The sequence below is a fragment of the Aliikangiella litoralis genome (genome assembly GCF_052495765.1).
On sequence record NZ_CP199292.1, the window covers coordinates 816,953 to 840,230 of the forward strand.

A 23,278-nucleotide genomic window follows, 5' to 3' on the forward strand; every position below is an offset into this window, starting at 1 on the left:
GTACCGTAGAAAAGTATATTGATGATAAATAGAAAACTGAAAAGTTTTATAAAGTTATATTATTTTTGGGTGGTGAACATCTAGTTATCCCCACCTTGTGAAGATATTTTAAAAGCTTAAAGTCTTCAGTTTTTTTAATTCAGGAGACTTTAAGATGAACAAACGTAGCGAGCAAGAATGGTTGTCATTATTTAAACAACACGATGAAAGTGGTTTAACGGCAGCCGCTTTTTGTCGAGAGAATCGATTGTGTGCCAAATACTTCAGCAAGCGGAAGCTGGATTTAAACTGGAAAGCCGAGCGGCTCCAAGGTACTCAGTCATTTATCCGAGTGAATCGTCCCAAGTCAAGACCGACACAGATTGAAATGAAAGTTGGAGAGCTGCAATTGAGTTTACCCGATTCAGTAGAGGCCAACTGGTTAGCGAAGCTTGTTAAGGCATTAGTATGAAATCCGCAACCGATTTCGAGTTGATTTATCTGCATCGAGACCCGGTGGATTTTCGCAAATCAATAAACGGTTTAACGGTGATAGTGGAGCAGGAGATGGCACTCTCACCTTTCAGTGAAGCGCTATTCGTTTTTTGCAATAAAGCGAGAGATAAACTCAAAGTGCTTTACTGGGATAACACCGGTTTTGCCTTATGGTATAAACGTCTGGAAAAAGAGAAATTCAAGTGGCCGAAAAAACATTCTCAGGCCATGATGGCTTTAACCGAGCAACAGTGGTGTTGGTTATTATCCGGGCTAGATATTAGTCGAATGCAAGGCCATCAAGCTATCACATTTGAAAGGGTCCGTTGATCAAAAAAATCAACCGCTGATCGTCAATTAGGTTACCGGGCCGTCAACTCTGTTAGACTGTCGGCCATGAAACACTCACCAGATATTTTCCCTGATGATATGGCAGCGCTCAAAGCGCTGCTTCTGACCGAGCGTGAGAAAAATAAACAGCTCATGGCTCAAAATCAGTATTTATTAGAACAATTTCGTCTGGCGCAACACAAGCGATTTGGTCAAAGCAGTGAAGCTCACGAAGAACAGTTAGACTTATTTAATGAAGCGGAGCAAATTGCTGATGAGGGTATTGAGCCAGAAAAAGAGAGTATCAGTTACACTCGCAATAAACCCAAACGAAAGCCGCTCCCGCAAGATTTACCGCGAGAAGTGATTATTCATGACATAGCTGATGAAGAAAAAGTTTGTGATTGTTGTGGTGGTGAGCTTCACCGAATGGGTGAAGATAAAAGTGAGCAGTTAGAATTTATTCCAGCGAGCATTAAAGTGATTGAACATGTTCGCCCTAAATATAGTTGCCGGACTTGTGAGAAAAAAGAAACGCAAGTTAGCATCAAACAAGCGGCCGTACCAGTCAGTCCCATTCCGAAGAGTATGGCCACGCCTTCCTTGTTGAGTCAGGTGATAACCAGCAAGTACCAGTATAGCCTGCCGCTTTATCGACAAGAGCAACTCTTTGTGCAACACGGTGTTGAACTTAACCGCAAAACTCTGAGTGAATGGATGTTAAAGTGTGCTGAATTGTTTAAACCCATTATTGAACGTTGGCATGAATTGATGTTACAACAACCCGTCATCCAGGCAGATGAGACGACATTGAATGTGATTAGTGAGGATAAAGTTAAATGCTATATGTGGCTTTACTGCACAGGCTCTGACTCGCCTCAAGATAATGGGATACCGAATATGGTGTTGTTTGACTATCAAGCCAGTCGTCGTGGGCAGTGCGCTGTTGATTTTTTGCAGGACTTTAAAGGCTATTTGCAAGCGGATGGCTATGCGGGCTATGAACAAACCCAAGCCAAACTCGTGGGCTGTTGGGCCCATGCTAGACGTAAGTTTATTGAGGCAGAAAAAGTCCAGGGAAAAAATAAAACCGGTAAAGCTAACTGGGCCATTAGCCACATCAAAAAGCTGTATCGGATTGAAACGCAAATCAAGGCACTATCGTCCGATGAAAAATTGAATCAGCGGCAGGAAAAAGCTCTGCCGCTACTCAATCAGTTTAAAACGTGGCTGGATAAATCTGCCCTACAAGTCCCACCGAAATCCGCGATAGGCAAAGCCATTGCTTACAGTTTGAATCAATGGCCCAAACTCATTCGCTACACTGAAGATGGCCAACTGAATATTGATAACAACCGGGCTGAGCGGGCTATTAAACCGCTGGTCATTGGGCGTAAAAACTGGCTATTTGCCAATACCGCCAGAGGCGCACAAGCCAGTGCAACACTTTACAGTCTGATTGAAACCGCTAAAGCGAATGGACTCATTCCATTTGATTATCTGAACTATCTGCTGACTGAGTTACCGAGAGCGACCACCAACATTGAAGCATTAATGCCTTGGAATTTTAACAATAGATAAAATCGCTAGGTGGAATTAGCAGACGCTTACTTTGGGTGAACTCTATTCCCATCATAATGTATATTACATATATATCGATTGTAATATTGATTTATGGAGCAAATGTTTTTTTAGATGCTTTTCAAATTGATATATATGTATATATAGGTTTTTGAAAGTTTTGCTTATTTGGAATTTGGTTGCAACACCATTTGTTATATGGGTCTGCTTCAAGCCCGGTAGGTTGGGTTGGCTTTATCAACCCAACAACATTATTGGTTGAAAAGAATCATTTAATTGAAAGGCTGTTAACGTTTGTTGGTTTAATAAAAAATGATTTATATTTTTTAAACCAGCCTTTCCTTGTTTTCGTTGGGTTCAAAAAACGAACCCAACCTACCGTGCTACAGATGATTTTTCATTCTAGTTATTCAGGAGTAATGGAGCCAAAAAATTTAATTAAATTGGTCGGTAATGTGAGGGGGATTGATTTATGATAAAAGCATCTGTTTTTAAAGTTTTTCTGATAGCCATACTTTTATTTAGTGGCAGTTCTAATGCAAATGATAGTAAAGAAGAGGCAATACTTGCTATTAAAAAATATTACGATTTTTGTATGAAAAGCGAATTGGCTACGTCAGTAGATATCTTTAAGGGGCTTTATTGGCTACCTTCAGGTTTTTCACTTAATACATCTAGAAGTCTTAAAGAAGGAAAGTTGATTTACTCAAACTATTGTGGAGTATATCAGGAATACTTTGAAAAAATATTTAAAAAAAATAAGCCTCATAAATTTGCCGATATTGAAATTGGGAATGTTGGAGATTGTAAGGTTTGCCTTGAAAAAGATATAGAAAAATTAAAGCTTACTATCAATAATTTAAGTAGTGTTGTTAAAGTGTTTGAAGACTTTACTATGACTATAGTAGGAATCAATCATAAAAAGGCTGAAGAATATTTGTTAATAGTATTATATGATGAAAATAGGTATATGCATTTTTCAGGAGTGAGTATTGAGGATGTTGAACGTGGCATACTTTTATATGAAAAGTTTAAGAAGGAAAAAGAACTTCATAACTTTTAAAAGGAGTAAGGGGTAATCCTATTTTACAATGTTCTAAGCGCTGAATTGAGGCCCCCTAAGAGAATTTCTCTGAACCAATGGGTGACCCCATTGATTGCTATTGCATATCAAACTTTAGGATATTAAACTCTACTACAGAACTAAAAGTATATGTACTTGAAATACTAAAGAAGCACTAATATGCTATGGATTATTTTGGTGAATATCTAGCATTGTAATTTAACTTTGAACGGAATAGTAAGGGGATATCATAGGTTGGTAACGGAAACATTCCGTGCCCTAATGCATTTTCATCAACTAATTTTTCAATGTTCGTAAAAACTTCTACTGGCGCTGAAGAAAGGGATAAACTTTGGCGTAAATTATTAAGACGTTTTACTGATTTTAATGTATGAATTTGAGATGTATACGCTTTGAGAGCTTTTGCTTTTCGTTGCTTATCTAGAGGATTAAGTTTAATCCAATAATCAGGTTGATATGAATTAAATGGCGCTTGTACTTCGTAACAAATTACTTTGGGAAGTGATTTTAAAGATGACGCTAATTTTTTTGCTATTGTTGATGTCGCACGATGATGTGGATGAAAATCAAATGAAGGCGGTGTAAAAATAATTTTAACATTACAGTTATTGAATTTGTCTATTAAGGATTGAACATGTGACTCTAATTGTTGTGGTGATGGCCATTCAGCAGTTTCTTTTTCCATTGAGCCAAAGAATGTTTGATCGACACCTAACAATTTTGTTGCATTGTTGAATTCTTTACGTCGAGTAGCTGCTCTTTCTTGTGAATTAATACATTGAAGTTTTTCAGCTTTAGATTTAGAGCCATCTGTTAATAATGCTACTGTCACCGTAATGTCGTTATCTAAAAGCTGACTAATAGTTCCACCCATACCTGCTGTCTCATCGTCTGGGTGAGGCGCTAATACCAAAACAGAATCTCCAGCTTTTAAATCAAATGCACTCTTCGCATCAATGAGCTTAACGTGAAATTTTTCTCTAAATATATATCTACTAATTCCAATAAAAATTGCGATTGAAATATTAAAGAAATTCAAACTCGTAATTAAAAATAGCTTTATAAGATGTTTAATATGCTTCATTGTTTGCTATCCAACATCGAAGTCTCCACTTGTGAACCATACTTCATCGGAGGTGATTGATTGTAATAATGATTGATCTACTGTAGCTAATAAAACTTGATAATCTCCTTTTTGGCGGGATAGCTTTGATTTTTGTATGGCCGACTGTAGAGTAGAGTTTTCGATTGCTCTTACTTCAAAATAATTTGCCCCAACAGACCAAGAGTAATCTATTGAATGCTGAAGTAAATCAGATAGATTTTTTTCAGATGTTTTAGGGCTCGGTATAAGGTCCATTAAAGTGGCATTAATCATATTTCCATAATAGTCTAATCTAATAACATAAGCGCCGAATTTAGTGTTATTCATTAAGTAAGTCTTCGGCGAATGCGCATATCGAGCTAGCCAATATTCTATTGAGCGTTTTACTATTAAATTGTAGTCGAATTGATAATTTAATGTTGTTGGAAATTGTTGTGTCGAGAAAGATTCTAAAAACTCTGTTTTTAACGGTGAAACAGTCGAGTTTGTATGTTTTCGATTTAGATAATGATTAATGCGGTTTTGCACTTTTGAAAAATAGTATTTAGGCTTATTTCTTACTAATGCCCAGCGTCCAAAGGTAAAGCGATCTTGCATTCCTGAGTTAATTAATAATCGGTAAGTGTTAAAATTGGCAATTCCATAAATAATGTCAATTTTCCACAATGATAAATGTTCTACAACATGCTTACATAGCGCTTCTGCAATGCCTTTCCTTCGAATTGAATTATCAACCATTAACTCTCCCAACTCACCTGCTACACTAAGCTTATGGTCGCAGTAGCAGTTGCGTAACCGAATTGCAACATATCCTACAGGTTTTCCGTCAATTCGAGCTACCAGGCCATTGGGAGAATTACAACCTAGTGAGTTTGACAGAGTTTGGCTATTAAGATTTCGCCACCAATGATAAGTTTCAAGAGGATATGGTTTATGATATGCATTTGTAAAAAGTGACATTATTGTGGGGTAATCATCGACGCTTTCTTCATCAATTGTTAAGCCTGAAATGCTCAAGTTAAAAAACTCTCCATATTTATTTGATGACTGCAATTAATTATTGTTCAGTTCTAACAAATATATAATCAGATATCAAGTTATTATGGCCGTTATCAATTGTCGAAAAAAACAAAGCAATTTTTTCTCCATTATTCATAGGGGTGAATAGAGAGATGCGCTTTACTTCGTAAACCGCTTTGTAGATACAACTATAAATGCAGGGTAGTTTATAAATCAGGTAATATTCTGACGAGTAATAGCCATATTATCTTCTTTATCAAAGCTTAGCTCTAACTTCTAAATATCCCAGTACGGCGCATTGAATATTGTAAATACTGTCAGTACTTCAGCTGTTGAAATGACAGACAAGCTACCTCGTTTTGAAAACTTTATGGTGAATAACCATTTATCCAGAATTTATCTTTTAAAAATCGGCAAACACTGAAATCATCAATTGCGCCTATCGAAATAGACCACGGCTTATTACTACCCCAAATTGAAATGCTCACACATATTCTTTGGGGGAAGAAGATCTTGTTTCTTCATTAAGAGTTGTAAAAGTTTTAGTACTCTATGTTCCAAGAGCTTCCTTTAATAGAATTGACTCAGCAAAACATGTCCCTATGTTGACCCTCCTTAAACAATTTAATCAGTTTAAATAACAAACCAATAGAAAGTACAGCATAAGGAGCATTCCGCTTTTTCCCAAATTATTGTTGCAAATCTTAATGATAATAATTATCATTTGCGATAATTTAAAGGCTATCGATATTGGAGAATAAAATGAAAACTGATAAAACTCCATCTGTGCTCAGTTTTATTGCGACAACAATACTATTGTCAACCAGTTTTAATTTAACAGCAAATGAAGATAAAAGTGATGATTCAGTTGTTGAACAAACTATGTTAATCACCGCAACCCGACTACCAAGAGAGGTAGAAGATGTGGCAGGAACGGTTACTCATATTGACAGTGAGGAGTTAGAAAAACAACTGGCTGAAGATTTGGATGATGTTGTTCGATACCAGCCGGGGCTATCTATGCAGACTCGCAACCGTGGTGGTAATCAAGGCATTATTATTCGAGGAATGGACGGCAAACGGGTTTTAATGTTAATTGATGGTGTTAAAAGTAAGGATGTATTCTCAGCAGGCCCCAGTGCATATGGTAATGATGGCTATGAATTGGATGATATCAAAGCAATCGAAATTATTAGAGGACCGGCATCGGCGCTTTATGGTGCAGACGCATTAGGCGGAGTAGTATTGCTGACCTCAAAAGATCCAATCGATTATGTTACTGATGATACTTCTGTATACACACGCCTTAATGCTTCCTATGCAGATGTTAACGAAATGGCAAAATTGGGATTTACAATCGCTGGCCATAAAGACAGTTGGGGTTATATGTTTCAAGTCACTGGGAGAGAATTTAATGAGTCCAGTGTGAAAGGAGAAGGTAGTCTTACTCCACAAGAAGGTGAATCAACAGGTGCTATTTTTAAGTTAGTTTATCGACCAAATGAAAATAACAAACTGAGTTTGGCGCTTGATTCATTTGCTGAAGATATCAAATACGAGTTAACAAATCCGGCAACTCCGCAGTTGCCGAGCAGTGGACTTGATGACAATCAACGTATTCGTTTTAGTTTAGAGCATGAATGGTTAGGCGACTCTGCTGTATCAGAAAAAATAGTGACGAGTGTATTCTTTCAAGAAACAGATGGTTTACAAAATACTCGTCAGTTACGAGCGAATAGTTTTTCTTTCGATTACGCGCCATTTGGCAATAATACGTCGACACAAAGAATATCCGATTTTGAATTTAACCAAAACGTTCAAGGTTTATCATCGACCTTTTATAAAACGATTTCATCAAATAATGTCACTCATAGTTTAGTTTACGGCATCAATTATGAAGTTGTCGATACAGAGCGTCCTCGTCATCGTTGTGAAACTGATACTGTAACAACCACGACAACTTGTGCTATACGAGCTTATCCAATGGCACCACCGGAAGTATTTCCCAATAAAACTTTTCCTGATACAGAAACCACACGTGCTGGAATTTTTATTCAGGATGAAATTTCCATTGGGGACAGCGGGTTCACATTAATTCCTGGTATTCGCTTTGATCAATTTAAGATGGACGCTAACACGCAAGGTTTACAAAGCATCGTTGATTTAGGTTTTGATATTAAATCGACCAATGAAAGCGAAATATCTTCTAACCTGGGATTGATCTATGACTTGTCAGATACCAGTTCACTTTTTTTTCAATATGCAGAAGGGTTTCGTGCTCCCAGTTATGATGAAGCCAATCAAGCATTTATTAATTTAGGCTTTGGCTATGCAACAGTCCCTAATCCCGATTTGCGCCCAGAAACCAGTAAGGGCTATGAATTAGGTTTTAAATCTCGCCTAGGCAGTAATTATTTAGCTTTTGCTTTGTATGACAATCACTTCAAAGATTTTATTTCGAGTAACTTTATTGGTGAGCAAAATGGAATAAACCTTTATCAAGATACTAACCTAGGAAGCGTGCGTATCTATGGTGCTGAATTTACTGGAACCTGGAAATTGAAAGATAGCTGGAGAATTAGAAATTCTATTGCTTATTCGAAAGGTCGAGATAAAGAAACTGATACTTATCTTAATCAAGTTGAGCCTATTTCTGCAATTGTTGGAGTCGGTTACGAAGGAAGTCATTGGGGCTATGAAACCCTAATAACACTAGTTGATAAAAAAGATAAAGTTGAGCAGGAAGGCGATGCTATAGCAAAAAGTTATCAACTTTTAGATTGGGTTGGCCATTATAACATTAGCAATGCACTCAAATTGAGATTAGGCGTTTTTAACATTTTTGATAAAAAGTATGCTCGATGGGCAAATATTCAAGGCTTAAGTTCTGATTCTTTATCTTCGATAGCTAATGCCCAAGAACCAGGTCGTGAATATCGTATTAATTTAACTTGGCAGCTTTGAGGCCTCAATATTTTTGCTGGCAAATAGAGCTTTGAGTGTTAGTTGAAATCAATTTAAAGGTTTAGGAGATTATTATGAACCTTCAAGCATTAGAACATTTAATGTATGAGTTATCGGACTTTTTTATGGCTCCGGTAATCATACTGTTAATCCTATTATTTGGTTATAGTTTATATGCCAGCGGTGAGTTTATATTTCAAATATGGCAACGTAGACGAGGTCGGCATCAGTACATTGAGGCGACTAAGTCTCCACTTGGTCGAGCATCACATCTTAATTTAAAAGGCTATCCATTAATTGAAATTGCTCATAGCCATCCAAATTTATCTAAAGATCAACTGGATGTTGCTGCATTAGAAATATTACAAACCGTTAGATCGGTTAGTCGGCTTGCACCAATGCTGGGCCTTATCGCTACCATGATCCCAATGGGACCCGCACTTAAAAGTTTAGCTGATGGCAATATCCAAGGTATTTCAGAAAATTTAGTTGTAGCATTTTCAGCAGTTATTTTTGGGTTGGTGATTGCCTCAATTACATTTTGGATCGCGAATGAAAAGAAAAAATGGTTAGCTAAAGAGTTAGTCGCTATTACGCCACTACTAGTTGAAAGTAAGCGAGAAGTTGCTGAGGTACCTATCAGTGAAGCTGCTTGAAGAAGATGAGTCAATTAACCCCGCTTTGTCTGTTGTTAATTTGGTCGATGTGTTTTTGGTATTAATTGCTGCTTTGTTAATTGCTATCGCACAAAATCCGTTAAATCCTTTTTTAGAAGAAGATGTTACGGTCATTAAAAATGCTGGTCAACCAGATATGCTGATGATCATTAAAAAAGGGGAAAAGATCGAAACTTATCAAAGTCAGGGAAAAATAGGTAGTGGTGATGGCGTGAGAGCGGGCGTTGCATATCGACTGCAAGATGGCTCAATTGTTTACGTTCCTGAGCCTGACGAAAAATTGGAAAAATCCACGACTAACTAATAATTAAAAAAACATCCGAGGAATAATATGGGGATTAATAAAGTTTTTAAATGCTTACTGGTTATCGAGGTTTTATTTGGATTAACCGTTTCTAATTGGGGCAGCGCATTATTATTCGCGCGAGGATCTCAAGCAATTAATAAAAACGCAAACACAACAGATAAAGCAGCAAGTTTATTAGTTGTTCGAACGAATCATACATATAAAGCAAAAGTTGAGAGTTTAAAGCTTTTCGCTGCAAAACATAACTTAGTGGTTGAGTCTCAATCGGTATCCAAACTCTCCGATTTGGTTGAAGCAAAAAAAATATTTTCACAGTTTGATATTGTTTTATTTGATGGTGCATCAAAAAGAGAGTCAAAAAAACAATTTGAAAAATTTGCCCCGTTAGTTGAACAGAGTTCACAAAAGTTTCTCGCATTAAAGTGGATAGAAAAATCACCGTTATCAAAAGGGATCAACAAGCGTCAAGCAAACAATCTCTATCAATACTATGATAATGGCGGCGAAGAAAACCTATCAAGAATGGCAGACTATGTTGCTAATAAGGTTCTCCGTTCTACCGAAAAGAATGTAGATGCTCCAATTGTTTATCCAGAGGTTGGGATTTATCACCCCGAATATCAAGATCTGATTTTTTCTGATCTTAAAAGTTATTTGTCATGGAATAGAAAAAGAGATAAATTCTCCAAAAGTAACCAACCATTAGTTGGGATTATGATGCAGCGAGCTTTAGTTGAATCATCCCAAACAAGTGTTGTTGATGCGACTATTAGAACTCTTGAGAAAAAAGGTATTAGCGTTCTCCCTTTCTTCTTTGAAGTAAGCCCACAATCATCACCTTATCAGCATCTATTGCAAGAGGAAGGTAAAACACTAGTTGATGTGATCATTAATTTTCGCACTATACATTGGGCCAATAAGCGTAAAGCTGAATTTGAAAAAATAGGTGTTCCTGTTTTGCAAGCATTAACCTATTTTAATGGTAATCAACAAGAGTGGGAGGCTGATGTTCAGGGTATATCTCCAGGGATGACACCATTTATGTTGATCCTTCCTGAAACCGCTGGAGTTATTGATCCAACTATTATTGCAGCAAGAAATAAGAAAACTGAACGCTCGGAGGTTATTGATTATCAGCTAGATCACTTGATCAATAAAGCTATTAATATTGCATCATTAAAACGCAAACCTAATAAAGACAAAAAACTAACAGTATTTTTTTGGGGAGACCGAGACATGGGGGCCTCTTTTCTTAACGTACCAGATAGTTTACATGTCATCAGTCATGAACTAAATAAACAGGGATATCAGGTTGAAGGTGTAGAACCAGAGTTTTATACAGAAAAAGTTAATCGAATTTTAGATCCTTTTTATCGAGACTTTGAACTTGATGAATTACTCGAAGAAGATTTAGCTGAACTAATGCCTGTATCAGATTACTTAACTTGGTTTAACCAACTTCCTTCAAATATTTCTCAACCAATCATCGACGAATGGGGAGAAGCGAAAAACAATTTTATGGTGGTTAAGCGTGATGGCAAAGATTTTTTTGTTTTGCCCAGAATTCGAAATGGAAATGTTTTAGTCTTAAGGCAACCGCCGAGGGCAGATGATAAAGATCAAGATAAGATGCTCTATCACAAAGGTGAAATACCAATGAACCATTACTATTTAGCGGCCTATTATTACGCTCGAAAATATTGGAATAGTGATGCAATTATTCATTTAGGTACTCACGGTTCGCAAGAATATCTAGGAGGAAAAGAACGAGGTTTATCTAAATTTGATGGCCCCAATTTAGCTATTTGGGACACGCCCGTATTTTATCCTTTTATCGTCGATGATGTTGGTGAGGCAATGCAAACTAAAAGACGAGGAAGTGCAACTGTCATTTCTCATATGACACCGCCATTTGCTGCGGCAGGCTTACAGGGCGACTCAGCAGATATTCATGAGTTAATGCATCAATATAAAATGCTGGATGAGGGCGGGGTTAAGGTAAAAACTGGTGATGAAATTATTGACCACTGTGTTAAATCGAAAATTTGTGAAGACTTTGGTTGGTCAGAAGCAAAAATTCGAAAAAACTTTTCTGATTTTCTTGAAGCTCTTCATGATTACCTTGGTGAGCTAGCGGCAGAAAACCAGCCATTAGGTTTACATTCGTTTGGTGAGCTAGCCGAACAACGTTTAATGACTTCCACACTATTACAAATGTTAGGTAGCGAGTTTGTTGAAAGAGCAGCTGTTTTTGAAAGTAAGCATTATAAAAATACTCATGTACACCATCATGGCGATGATAAAAAGCAACATAGCCATAGTCATAAAAATACCGAAAGCAATCATCAGGACCCTGAAGGGCATTTTCATGAACTCGCTGAAGAAATTGAAAGTTTGGCGGGTTATAAAACGGTGCGTGATTTTATTATCGCTGAACAACATGGTCATTCCCATGATTTGTCTAAAGCATTACAGGCTGATATTGATAAAGGTAGAAGGTTGTACAAAAATTTAAATGAAATAAAAGAACTAGAATATCTTGTTGCTGGACTCGCTGGAAAATATGTGCCAGTTAAAACGGGAGGTGATCCTATCCGTCATCCAGAATCTGTACCAACGGGGTTTAACTTATACGGTTTTGATCCTTCTAGATTACCGACTAAGGCTGCATTTAAACAAGGTAAAGAACTGGTTGAACAAGTGATTAGTGATTATTACCTGGAAAACGGAAAGTACCCCGATAAGTTAGCATTTTCTCTTTGGTCTATTGAAGCAATGCGGCACTTCGGTGTATTGGAAAGTCAGGCTCTTTATGCAATGGGTGTAAAACCTCAATGGAGTGAAGATGGTCGAGTCATAGGAACGGAAATAATACCAGCATCAGAATTAAAACGACCACGAGTTGATATCGTATTATCTGCTACAGGGTTATACCGCGATGCTTTTCCAAATGTTGTTCAAAGGTTAGCATCAGCAATTAAACAAATTACTGAGCTTAAGGAAGCTAATAATTCAGTTTGGGATAATAGCCAACGAATAAAAGCTAACTTAATTTCTGAGGGCTATAGTGAAGATGAAGCTGTTTATCTATCGAGTATTAGAATTTTTTCTAACGCCTCAGGTCAATATGGCTCTGGAACCGATGGTCCGGTATTTGCCAGTGATACTTGGGAAAATGACAAGAAAATAGCTGATAATTATTTATCAAAAATGGGAGCGGCTTTTGGCACTGATCCAAAACGATGGGGCGAACAATTAGATGGTTTAGACTTATACGGGAAACAATTGTCAGGCACCGATGTTGCTATGTTTTCACGCTCATCTAATATCTACGGTATGCTCAGTTCTGATGATCCATTTGAATATTTTGGATCGCTTGCGTTAGCGGTTAGAAACTTAGATGGAAAAAGCCCTAAGATGATGATTTCTAATTTACGCAATGCGACTAAAGGCAAAATGGAAGATGCTGCTCAATTTTTAGCGAAAGAATTAAGAACAAGACAATTCCACAAACGTTGGATCCAAGAGATGCAAAAAGAAGGCTACAGCGGAGCGGTCGCTATGGCCTCACAAGTTGCTAACTTTTGGGGGTGGCAAGTAGTCGATCCAAATTTGGTTAGAGATGATCAATGGCAAAGTTTTCATGAAATTTATGTGGAAGATAAGTTAAAGCTAAAAATGAACGAGTGGTTTGAACGAGTTAATCCTGGTGCTCAAGCTCAGCTTATTGAAAAAATGTTAGAGGCCATAAGAAAAGATTATTGGCAAGCATCACAAGAAACTCAGCGTCAGTTGATTGAACGTTACCTTGATTTAGTTAATCAATTTGATTGGTTTGTTGATAATGAGAAACTGCGCGAATTTGTGAATACATCAGCAGGGGGCTTTGGTCTCGATCAGATAATTCCTGTTGAGTCCGTATCACCTTCAATATCAGAGCAACTCAACTCTCCTAAAACAATAGAAGGGCAGAAACTTGAGAAAGTGGAACCAACAACAGGAGAAACTGATTGGAATTACCAATTACTTATGACGCTACTAGTTTGTGTGTTGGTTATGCTACTGGGTGCTGTTTTCCAAGCTAAACGTTCTTATAAGTGGACTTTGGTTTGATATGAAGTAAGTGTCTATGGTTATTGATATTTTGGGCGTCGGCAATTAAAAACAAAGTAGGCCGAATAGGCTTGAAGTATAATCAAAAAATCAGTAATAGGCTCGTTGGACTATCTAAGAATTACAGTTTAGTCTGGCTATTTAATATGATGTTTTATAATGATCGTTTTTTAATAAACGACTAAGAATAAACGAGTTACTGAAAGTATATTGTTTTATATTTTGTCAACTAACAGCACCATAAAAAAGCGGGCACATAATGCCCGCTAATTCAACTCTTTTCACTATTTGAGTTATATGTCATTTAACATTGTTAACGACAAGATTTTACTTCAACCCAAGCGTCTTGCCATGCCCAACCGGCACCAGGCTCATATGCTGAACCTTGATTACACCATCCTTCATAAGGGAAAGGTTTACATTGGTAAAGGACTCCGCCATTTTGAATTTGAGTACCGCCAACGTATGAACCAATACCGTCAGGATATTGTGGAATACCGTCACAACTTCCTGTTGAGTCGCCTACTTTTACTGATTCACTAGCGGGCTGCGAGTTTGCGCCTTTGTTATCAGTAACGGTCAATGTGACAGTGTAAGTACCTGCTTTAGCGTAGGTGTGTGATGGATTAGCCGTTGTAGCAGAACTACCATCTCCAAAATCCCAAGACCATGCTGTAACTGTACCATCGTGATCTGTACTTCGATCAGTAAAGGTCGCTGTCAATTTGTCAACGCTAGTGGCAAACGCTGCTACAGGCAAATCATTTGGCTCAACAGCTACGATAACTGATTGAGTAATAGGTTTAGAACTTGCGCCCTTATCATCGCTTACTGTTAAAGTGACCTGATAAGTACCTTCACGAGTATAAGTGTGTGTTGGGTTCATACTAGTGCTTGTATTGCCATCACCAAAGTCCCAAGCCCACTCAGTCACATCACCATCGCGATCACTACTTAAATCAGAGAACTCTACAACAAGCCCTTGTGCATTAAATTTAAAGTTAGCATCTGGCACTTCGTTTGGATTAGTTGAACCAACGGTTACTGATTTGCTCGCAGGATCTGAACTATCACCATCATCGTCAGTGACTGTTAGTGTAACTGTGTAAGTATCTGCACTGGCATAAGTATGCGATGGATTAGATTCAACAGAAGTTGTACCGTCACCAAAAGTCCAGTACCAACTATTGATGGTGCCATCACTATCACTACTGTGATCAGTAAAGCTAGCAGTCAGATCGGTAACACTACTTGCAAAATCCGCCTTGGGTGGAAGGTTTGTATTGCTATCAACGACTTCAATTGAAACAGATGCTTCACCTTGCTGAGCGCTATCATCTGTTGCAACAGCTCTTAGGGTGTATTTACCTATAGCGGCATCACGTATGCTGACCGAATAAGGTGCACCTGTTACTGTGTCAATTAGTTGATTATTATTATAAAAGTCAACCTTGGTAACACTGCCATCTTCATCAGTTGCTGTGACAGTAAAGTCAATAACATCACCTAAGTTAAATACTGCTCCATCCTTTGGTGAAGTAACAGTAACAACCGGACTTGGATCGGGAATGGTTGGATCACAATCTTTTATATATTCCCAAACATCACTGACATCAGGTTGATTATTCTGCGTCCACCAGCGTGCACGATAGATTTTGTCCTTATAAAGAACTTCCATACCACCAGTATAAACTTTACTCGGATCCCAAGGTTCGCCTGTACACTGGATAATAGTGAAAGTTTTACTTTCTGTTTTGCTATAACCATTGTTATTGGTAGCTTTAACTGAAAGTGTATGTGCTCCATAACGAGTTGGAGTCCAAGTGGCCGTGTAACTATTATTACCCGCAGATGTTCCCGCAAGTGTTGTATTGCCAACAGTAAATTCAACGTCAGTGATTTGACCACCATCATAAACTGCTGTTGCGGCAAGCGACACAGGCGTTAGTTGATCTTGCACAATTTGATCATCTGGTTTGGTGATGTTAACCACAGGTTTTAGATGATCTTCGTTAACCGAAACAGAGACTTTTGCTGACTCGCGCATATTATTAGCATTGTCATAAGCGGTTGCTGTAATATTGTAATCACCTTCAGTAACATTTTTCCAAGTAAAAGTAAAAGGTGCTTGCGTGCTACTACCAATAGGGTTGCCATTGGCAGAGTATTCAACTCGAGTAACACTACCATCTGTATCTGCGGCAGATACTTCAATAGTAATATTGCTACCTGGAGCAAAAACGCTACCAGCTGCTGGAGAAGTGATACGAACCGTTGGACAACCCTGACAACCTTGTGCAAAAACATCGTTGAGTTTGTTAGCAAGTGTTGGATTTAAACGGTTACACTTTGGCAGTTTTCCATGCATGGTGTAGCCACCTAAACACTGTTGATCGCCAGCCACCTGCCATACAATAACACCACCAAAATTATAATCATTAACATATTGTGCTTTAAGCCCAATCGACTTTTCGTCATCGAAACTAACAAAGTAGTTTTGTTTAGTCATATAAGGAACTTTGGCTTCATCATCCCAGTGCAGTGTCCAACCATCGGCTTCTTTTTGCTTAATGAAAAAGTAGTTTGGTGTTGCGTCATAAACATCTTTTGGCCAATTGACAAAGTCACCTGCACTTGAGATTGGACCGTCGGGTTGAACAATAATATCAACTTTTTTAGTCGGGCCATTGAGTGCTGCTGAACTTTGAGTAACAACTCCTCGCCCATAGAAAGCAACTCCCATGTTTATTTTTTCACTAGGAATTCCCTTATTAAGCAACCACTGTGCAGTGTGATCCCAGTTGAACTCTGATACTTCTGCACCAGTGTATGGGTATAAAGGAGAGTTATGACCTGCAATATTAGACCAACCACCGTTAAAGTCATAAGTCATCATGTTGTATAGATCCATATACTTATTGAGCTCTACCCAATCGAAACCTTCCAGTTTACGAGTGTCTGCTGAAAACGCTGAGGTGATAAGTTTGTCTGGGCCAATTTCGGCACGAATTTCTTTAACTAAAGTTAAAAAGTTAGGATAATCCGCTTCACTACCCGTGAAGTTCATTCCAGAATATGGACCTGGATATTCCCAATCTAAATCGATACCGTCAAACCCCATTTTCATGAGTGTTCTGACACCTTCCATGAACTTAGCTCGTTTTTGAGGGTCGGCAGCCATTTCCGGAAAATGACGACACATGCTCCAGCCACCAATAGAAGCCATTACTTTCACACCTTTACTGTGTGCCAGCTCAATTAAACCCGGTTGTCCTCCCGGTTTTTTTACTGGGATAGGCATACTGCCTGTTAACCCTGTAATTGTATTTCTCCAACCGTTACCTTCTGCGACAAAGCCTTGTGCTTTAGCATCATCGTTTAGAACATAGGTTGGGGCCAGTTCGCCGTACAAAATATAGTAATCCCAGCTACTATAGATATCACCATTTAATAAGTTAGCAGGCTGTTGAACAGTGCCTTCTTTATAAATATCTTTATTACGAAAGTCGCCAGAATGTAATGAACCATCCACTGCAACGCCAAAGAAAGAAAAATTTAAAATGGTATATTTATCCATATCGACATTGAGATGATTGGCCGCACCTTTAGTCACAAAACCGGCTTTAGTGTCTTTCCACGGATCCCATTGAGTGATGTAACCCACAATTTCCTTATTATGATCATCCTTTGTTGCAGCGGTAACTCCCGCAGCAGCTACAAGTAGCATTGAGGCTGTTATGACAGCAGAGAGCCATGTTTTGACAACACGACTTTGGGTGGTTTTCATTATCCTGCCCTCCGAATTGTAATTGTTTAGTATCCCGGAATCTTCAATAAAAAATGGTACATACAAAAGCACCTACAGCAGAGTGTTGATAGATTTGGGTGAGACTGTGTTTATAGCGAGAGATTTATTTCTCCAAAATGACATCGCTGTCATTTATCATAAGGCTCTATTAATTTATTACAAGCAAATTCAAACTAAAGTCGAAAAATTGAGATGGGCTTCACTGATTGAGTGTTAAAAATTAACAAAGAGAAAGTTAATTAATATGATTGATTTTACTGAAAAATTCTAAAAAAAAAGTTGTGAAGCTTTAGAAATTATTTTGTGAAGAAATAAAAATATAAAAGTAATATGTTTACCGTTATTATAATTTTCTATTGCAGTGCATGATATTATGTATCCAATATCTATGGATATATTGCAATTGAATAGCAAATAAAAAATTGTGGTTTAAAAGTTTTTATTAAAGTTGTTGGTATTATATGACAGCTTAGAACAGGACTTAGTTAAAATTATTTTTTACTGATTTATATGTATTGAAAAACATTGTTATTAATATATAGATTAGTTGAATATCCTCGCATAAATTAATGCGATATGATTTAAAATAACTTATTTAATAGTGTTTTTTTAATTCTTTTTAATCCATGAAAAGTAAAATCCACTTGAGTTTTATTATAATTAATAAAAAGATCAACAAAAAACAAGATGGACATTTTTCAAAAAAGTGATAGTTAGTGAAAATATTAGATTGGCCAAAACGTCAATTTTTTAGAGTCGAAACAAAATGACATTGCTATTTTTTATTAGATGATCATTTAAGACAATATTGTTTTAAACTAAAGAAGTAAGTCGTATTAAAACTGGTTGATACTTTATTGTTTTGTAGGGAAGCCCAACTGTTATTGAAAACTATTGTTTTATATTAAACGATCAATAGATAAAGTTTTATATCCTGTTTCAATTATTGAATCTTAATCATTTCATTCTTTTTATACCTGCTTCAATTTTTTATTGCGCTAATGTTACGTGTTTTTTAGGAAAAACTTTTCATAGCATATAGCTCAGAAAATTTTTTAATTCGTGCTTTAGTTTGAATGCTACTAGAGCCGAGTCGTGCGATTCTTTGAAGACTAGAGAAAATTATTATCTTTACATTATTGAGATATTTAGATGCATAAATTTACCTCAACGAATATCTCTTTTACTACTACACTTATAGTTAATTTGATGTTAAATATTAGCTAGTTAACAGCTATAGAGCTATTAATAGATAGCTATTGGCCTATTTCATGGATAAAACTCAGAGTACCTTATCACACTTACCCGGCTATGTTTTAATTTTAGGGCTTTGTATCATTTATGCCATAGTAGGAAGATTAGCTTTATTGTTGGCAATTCCTCCTGGGTATGCGACAGCGATTTTTCCTTCTGCAGGCTTAGCTGTAGCTGCTTTAATCATTTGGGGCTACAGGCTTTGGTTGGGGGTTTTTCTCGGTTCAATATTACTTAACTTATGGGTTTCTGTTGAACAAGGAGTAATAGGAGAAAGTCAGATATGGGTTGCAATTACCGCTGCCTCTGGTGCTTCTTTGCAAGCTTTCGTTGCTGCTGTGCTAGTGAAGAATATATTAGGGCGAGCAATTGCTTTGGTTAAAGAACAAGAAATTGCTCTATTTTTATTAATTGCTGGTCCTTTAGCTTGCCTGATCAATGCTAGTTTTGGTTCAACTAGCTTGCTTTTGAATGGGATAATAACAACTAGCCAGTATAGTTTTAGTTGGTTTACCTGGTGGGTTGGTGACACAATTGGTGTGCTTATTGCCACTCCGATAATGTTTATTCTTTTTTCTAAGCCACGTAATTTGTGGTGGGCTAGGCGATACTCTGTTGCGTTTCCTTTACTATCAATGCTGTCGATTGTAATTGTTTTGTTTTTTTGGGTAAACAAACTGGAATATGAACAAATGCAGTTTGACTTCAAAAACCTGGCAAAAGATACATCTGATAAAATTAAAGAGCAGTTTCATAGTTACCTCGAGTCAGTTGAAGCTATCGAACGTTTTTTTGTGAGTTCAACAAATGTTGACCGAGAAGAGTTTCATACATTTGTTGCTACCAGTATTGTAAAAAAAACAGGGATCCAAGCTTTAGGTTGGAATCCGATTATTTTAAAAATGCAACGAGATAGTTTTGAAGCTTCTGTGCGTCAAGAAGGTTTTCATGATTTTCAAATTATGCAGCGTGATAAAAATGGGAAACTAATTCCTGCCAAAGAACGTGATCGCTATGTTGTAGTAACTTATATTGAACCTATGAAAGGTAATGAAAAAGCATTTGGTTTTGATGTTGCCTCAGATATAGCAAGAAAACAAGCACTGACAAAAGCAATTGATACTAATCAAGCATTAGCCACTGCTGGTATAACACTTGTTCAAGATAACAGCAAAAAAATAGGCTTTTTGCTTTTCTATCCTGTTTTTAAAGGAGCCAGTTCAACTTTAGAAGAAAGGCGTAATAATATTTATGGTTTTGCTGTGGGGGTGTTTCGAGTTGGTGATATTGTCGAGCAGATTTTAGATACAAATAAACGAGAGAGTTTTAATTTAAGCATTATCGATAAAGATGCCCCTGCGGAAAAAAACTTGCTCTATGGTAATAAAAAGGAATTAAACAATAGTTTAATTGATTGGGGGGATACTTTATTTATTGGAGGTAGAGAATGGATATTACATTTTGAGCCAACTAAAGAGTATTTGGTCAAACACAATGGTTGGAAGGCATGGGTTATTTTAGCGGTAGGCTTACTATTTACAAGTCTTTTAGGGGCTTTTTTATTGGCTATGACTGGCCGTTCGCACCAAGTAGAAAAATTAGTGACCCGACGTACTGCTGAACTTAGTGGTATTTTGTCTAGTGTTTTAGAAACGATTATTACCATTGATGAAAAAGGTTTTATTGAGTCAATTAATGCGGCAGGTGAAGTGCTTTTTGGATACAAGGCCGATGAAATAATTGGCCAGCCTATAACTCAAATTATTCCGCAGTTTTTTTATGAGTCTAAAATAGATGTCGATGATTTTGTATATGAGTCACTGATTGATAGTCGTAGAGATCTTGTGATTATCAATAAAAACAAAAGCGAAATTCCTATAGAAATAGCCGTTAGCAAGCTGCTTACCATGGAAAAAACTCTTTACACTATTGTCATTCATAATTTAACTGAACGAACAAAAATAAACCGGATGAAAGATGAATTTATATCAACGGTAAGTCATGAACTGAGAACACCATTAACATCAATAAAAGGTTCCTTGGGGTTAGTTGTTGGTGGTGCATTTAATGGGGATGACAAAAAAATACAAGATGTTCTAAAAATATCTTATGAAAATAGTGAGCGCTTGGAGTCTTTGATTAATGAACTGCTAGATATTAATAAAATTCATTCAACAGACATGTCAATTAAAATGTTACCGATTAATGTTAAAGAACTAATGGATAAAGCGCTTTTATCTAATCAAGGTTTTGCAGATAAATATAATGTTTTTCTGCAATTAAATGTTTCGATAAATAATGATATAAAAGTAATGGGGGATGAAAGTCGATTAATGCAAGTGCTTGCTAACCTGTTTTCAAATGCCATTAAATATTCTGACAAAGGTTCAATGGTCAATATTACCCTAGAGCAAGTTGATGATGAGGTGAAGTTTTCTATACAAGATAAAGGTGTTGGAATACCAATGGAATTTCAACAGCGTGTTTTTGAGAAATTTACCCAAGCCGATTCATCCGATACACGAAGAGTTGGTGGTACAGGCTTAGGTTTAGCAATTACAAAATCCATTATTGAAAAACATAATGGTCGAATTGATTTTATTAGCCACCCAGGTAAAGGGACAGAATTTTATTTTTATTTAAAAATAATAAAGTAGGCTTTAAATAAAGTCATCTTCGTTAATTTCAATAAGGCTGTCAGCGTCGTTATCATAGTTGAAAGCGCCTAAATAAGTGGTGTATTCATCGCTTTTTATGTCTGTTAACTTAGCACTATATTCATATTCGTATAACAAAATAATCCAGCTGATTTGTAGTTGATTTTTCTTGTGAGCTTTATTCATTAAATTTTGAATAAATGATTTTGAAAACGAACATTCTCCTGCGGCTTGCTCGATTTTTATCATACCCTCGTGTGAGCCATTGGTTTCCATAAGCTCTGGATTAAAAAAGCGCAGTTCATAATTATCAGACCAAGTATTATTTGCCCTAGTTTTGTTTTTACTAAACCGTTCTTCAAAATATTCATCGGGAATATCTGCATAAGGATGTTGAGATGTCCAAATAGACACCTTATTTTTTTTTGTAAAGTCAAAGCCTTTATCAGTTTTAAGTTTTTTTGCTGTCACAATGATGGTTATCAATTAAAAAGGAATAAAATAAAGTTTATTATAACCGTTTGCTTGTAGATTAACGATAAGTTTATTGATTAATACCTGTGAAGAGACAGGCTTTAGCTGAGGAACTGCTTGTGATACGAAACGATGTTTGTTTCTCTTATTGTAGAGTAAATGTTTTATGTTCACTTAAAAATAAAGTGATATTCAAGCAGAAAATCCACAATTAATCTGATTGCAGGTAACATAATTTATCATATTTTTATTAGTAGTGAATACGCCTTTACTATCTTTTTTTGTTTCTTCTATACTCACTAAATAAAATTAGCAAAACAATATTGTTTTTGGAGATGTGTTTGTCGATGGGATTAATTTATGATCAATGAAATAGATAACTTTAAGTATAAAGTTCGCCTTTACCTTACTTCGTTTGGATCTGTAAATGCAATAATATTTTTCATTTTGCAGCTCTATAGCGCTCAGTATTTTTCTAGTTTTATTTCTTTATTTAGTTTTTTTTACTTTGGTTTTGTTGTATATCTTTTATATAAAAACAATCATTATCTTTGGGAAGGAAGAGGAGTAGCTGTTATCCTTTCTATAGCATTTCTTAATGTGATGTATATACACCCAGAATATGGGGTTTTTTGGGCATATGTATTGATTACTTACATATTTTTGCTGATGAAAATTAATGAAGCATTTTTAGTAACGTGTATATTTATTCCTGCTACTTACTATATTGTTAGTCCATACTTCCATACTCCAACTTTAATCAGAATTTATTCAACGTTAACTTTGGTGGCAATGTTTGGATGTGTTGTTTCTATTTTAATCGAAAGACTTTTGACAAAAGTCAATTCGTTAATAACTCATGATCCACTGACTAAGGCACTGAATAAACATACCTTTCATTCTTCATTAGAAAATGCACTGGGTTCCCTTCAGCGTTATAAAACTCCTGCCACTCTATTTATTTTTGATTTAGATTTGTTCAAAAATATTAATGATACATATGGGCATCAAACTGGAGATATTGTTCTTAAAGGAGTATCGAGTGCTATCTTAAAAAGATTAAGAGAAAGTGATCGACTTTTTCGATACGGAGGTGAAGAATTTGCTGTTTTGCTCTCACAAACCAATCAAAATGAAGGTGAGAAGTTAGCAGAAGAATTAAGAAAAATTGTTGAGGAACAAGACTTTGATTTAGGACATCCTGTTACGATTAGTGGTGGCATTTCTGAGGTTCAAGAATCAGATCAAATTAACTCTTGGATAGAACGCTGTGATAAGGCGCTTTATGAAGCTAAGAGTAATGGTAGAAATAAAGTTGTACTCGGGTAATTATTTTTAAAAAGTTAAAATATTGGCATAAGTAAAATACTAGTTATGTTTTTTCTAATACAACATTATTTCATACCATTTAATCATTGATGAATAGTTTG

At 36.5% G+C, this 23,278-nt stretch carries 14 protein-coding genes; 10 read left to right on the forward strand and 4 right to left on the reverse strand.

The window, feature by feature from the left end; all coding sequences use genetic code 11:
- Positions 1–154 precede the first annotated feature (154 nt).
- The 4 genes from tnpA to ACT5E3_RS03530 all read left to right on the forward strand — a co-directional run bounded on the left by tnpA (position 155) and on the right by ACT5E3_RS03530 (position 3,448).
- Positions 155–451, forward strand: a complete 297-nt coding sequence (tnpA, locus tag ACT5E3_RS03515) for an IS66 family insertion sequence element accessory protein TnpA (RefSeq protein WP_444995284.1) — start codon at positions 155–157, stop codon at positions 449–451.
- Positions 448–804: an IS66 family insertion sequence element accessory protein TnpB gene (tnpB, locus tag ACT5E3_RS03520; RefSeq protein WP_444995285.1), complete on the forward strand. Its 357-nt coding sequence runs from the start codon at positions 448–450 to the stop codon at positions 802–804. The genes tnpA and tnpB overlap by 4 nt, the downstream gene beginning before the upstream one ends.
- Positions 805–870: 66 nt before the next feature.
- Positions 871–2,385: an IS66 family transposase gene (gene tnpC, locus ACT5E3_RS03525; RefSeq protein ID WP_444996928.1), complete on the forward strand. Its 1,515-nt coding sequence runs from the start codon at positions 871–873 to the stop codon at positions 2,383–2,385.
- Between the two features lie 472 nt (positions 2,386–2,857).
- Positions 2,858–3,448, forward strand: coding sequence for a hypothetical protein (locus ACT5E3_RS03530; RefSeq protein WP_444996929.1), 591 nt, complete (start codon positions 2,858–2,860; stop codon positions 3,446–3,448).
- A 190-nt stretch (positions 3,449–3,638) separates the two neighbouring features.
- Here ACT5E3_RS03530 and ACT5E3_RS03535 read toward each other — a convergent pair whose 3' ends face one another.
- Both ACT5E3_RS03535 and ACT5E3_RS03540 read right to left on the reverse strand, forming a co-directional pair.
- Positions 3,639–4,553 (reverse strand): PIG-L deacetylase family protein, encoded by a 915-nt coding sequence (locus ACT5E3_RS03535; RefSeq protein ID WP_444996930.1) that lies wholly within the window; start codon positions 4,551–4,553, stop codon positions 3,639–3,641.
- Between the two features lie 6 nt (positions 4,554–4,559).
- A complete protein-coding gene (locus tag ACT5E3_RS03540; protein WP_444996931.1) occupies positions 4,560–5,591 on the reverse strand; it encodes a GNAT family N-acetyltransferase in 1,032 nt (343 codons plus the stop codon).
- Between the two features lie 765 nt (positions 5,592–6,356).
- On the opposite strand from ACT5E3_RS03540, the gene ACT5E3_RS03545 reads away from it, so the two are divergent.
- The 4 genes from ACT5E3_RS03545 to cobN all read left to right on the forward strand — a co-directional run bounded on the left by ACT5E3_RS03545 (position 6,357) and on the right by cobN (position 13,655).
- Entirely contained in the window at positions 6,357–8,558 is a 2,202-nt protein-coding gene (locus ACT5E3_RS03545) for a TonB-dependent hemoglobin/transferrin/lactoferrin family receptor (RefSeq protein WP_444996932.1), read from the forward strand.
- Positions 8,559–8,632: 74 nt separating this feature from the next.
- Positions 8,633–9,214, forward strand: coding sequence for a MotA/TolQ/ExbB proton channel family protein (locus ACT5E3_RS03550; protein ID WP_444996933.1), 582 nt, complete (start codon positions 8,633–8,635; stop codon positions 9,212–9,214).
- Positions 9,201–9,539, forward strand: coding sequence for a DUF2149 domain-containing protein (locus ACT5E3_RS03555; RefSeq protein ID WP_444996934.1), 339 nt, complete (start codon positions 9,201–9,203; stop codon positions 9,537–9,539). Before ACT5E3_RS03550 ends, ACT5E3_RS03555 begins: the two co-directional genes overlap by 14 nt.
- A 27-nt stretch (positions 9,540–9,566) precedes the next feature.
- Positions 9,567–13,655, forward strand: coding sequence for a cobaltochelatase subunit CobN (cobN, locus tag ACT5E3_RS03560; protein ID WP_444996935.1), 4,089 nt, complete (start codon positions 9,567–9,569; stop codon positions 13,653–13,655).
- Between the two features lie 313 nt (positions 13,656–13,968).
- Here cobN and ACT5E3_RS03565 read toward each other — a convergent pair whose 3' ends face one another.
- A complete protein-coding gene (locus ACT5E3_RS03565; protein ID WP_444996936.1) occupies positions 13,969–17,442 on the reverse strand; it encodes a glycosyl hydrolase family 18 protein in 3,474 nt (1,157 codons plus the stop codon).
- A gap of 1,292 nt (positions 17,443–18,734) precedes the next feature.
- On the opposite strand from ACT5E3_RS03565, the gene ACT5E3_RS03570 reads away from it, so the two are divergent.
- Positions 18,735–21,374 (forward strand): CHASE domain-containing protein, encoded by a 2,640-nt coding sequence (locus tag ACT5E3_RS03570; protein ID WP_444996937.1) that lies wholly within the window; start codon positions 18,735–18,737, stop codon positions 21,372–21,374.
- Between the two features lie 3 nt (positions 21,375–21,377).
- On the opposite strand, the gene ACT5E3_RS03575 is transcribed toward ACT5E3_RS03570, so the two are convergent.
- Positions 21,378–21,845: an immunity 22 family protein gene (locus ACT5E3_RS03575; RefSeq protein WP_444996938.1), complete on the reverse strand. Its 468-nt coding sequence runs from the start codon at positions 21,843–21,845 to the stop codon at positions 21,378–21,380.
- Positions 21,846–22,208: 363 nt separating this feature from the next.
- On the opposite strand from ACT5E3_RS03575, the gene ACT5E3_RS03580 reads away from it, so the two are divergent.
- Positions 22,209–23,177, forward strand: coding sequence for a GGDEF domain-containing protein (locus tag ACT5E3_RS03580; RefSeq protein WP_444996939.1), 969 nt, complete (start codon positions 22,209–22,211; stop codon positions 23,175–23,177).
- The last annotated feature ends 101 nt before the right edge of the window (positions 23,178–23,278 follow it).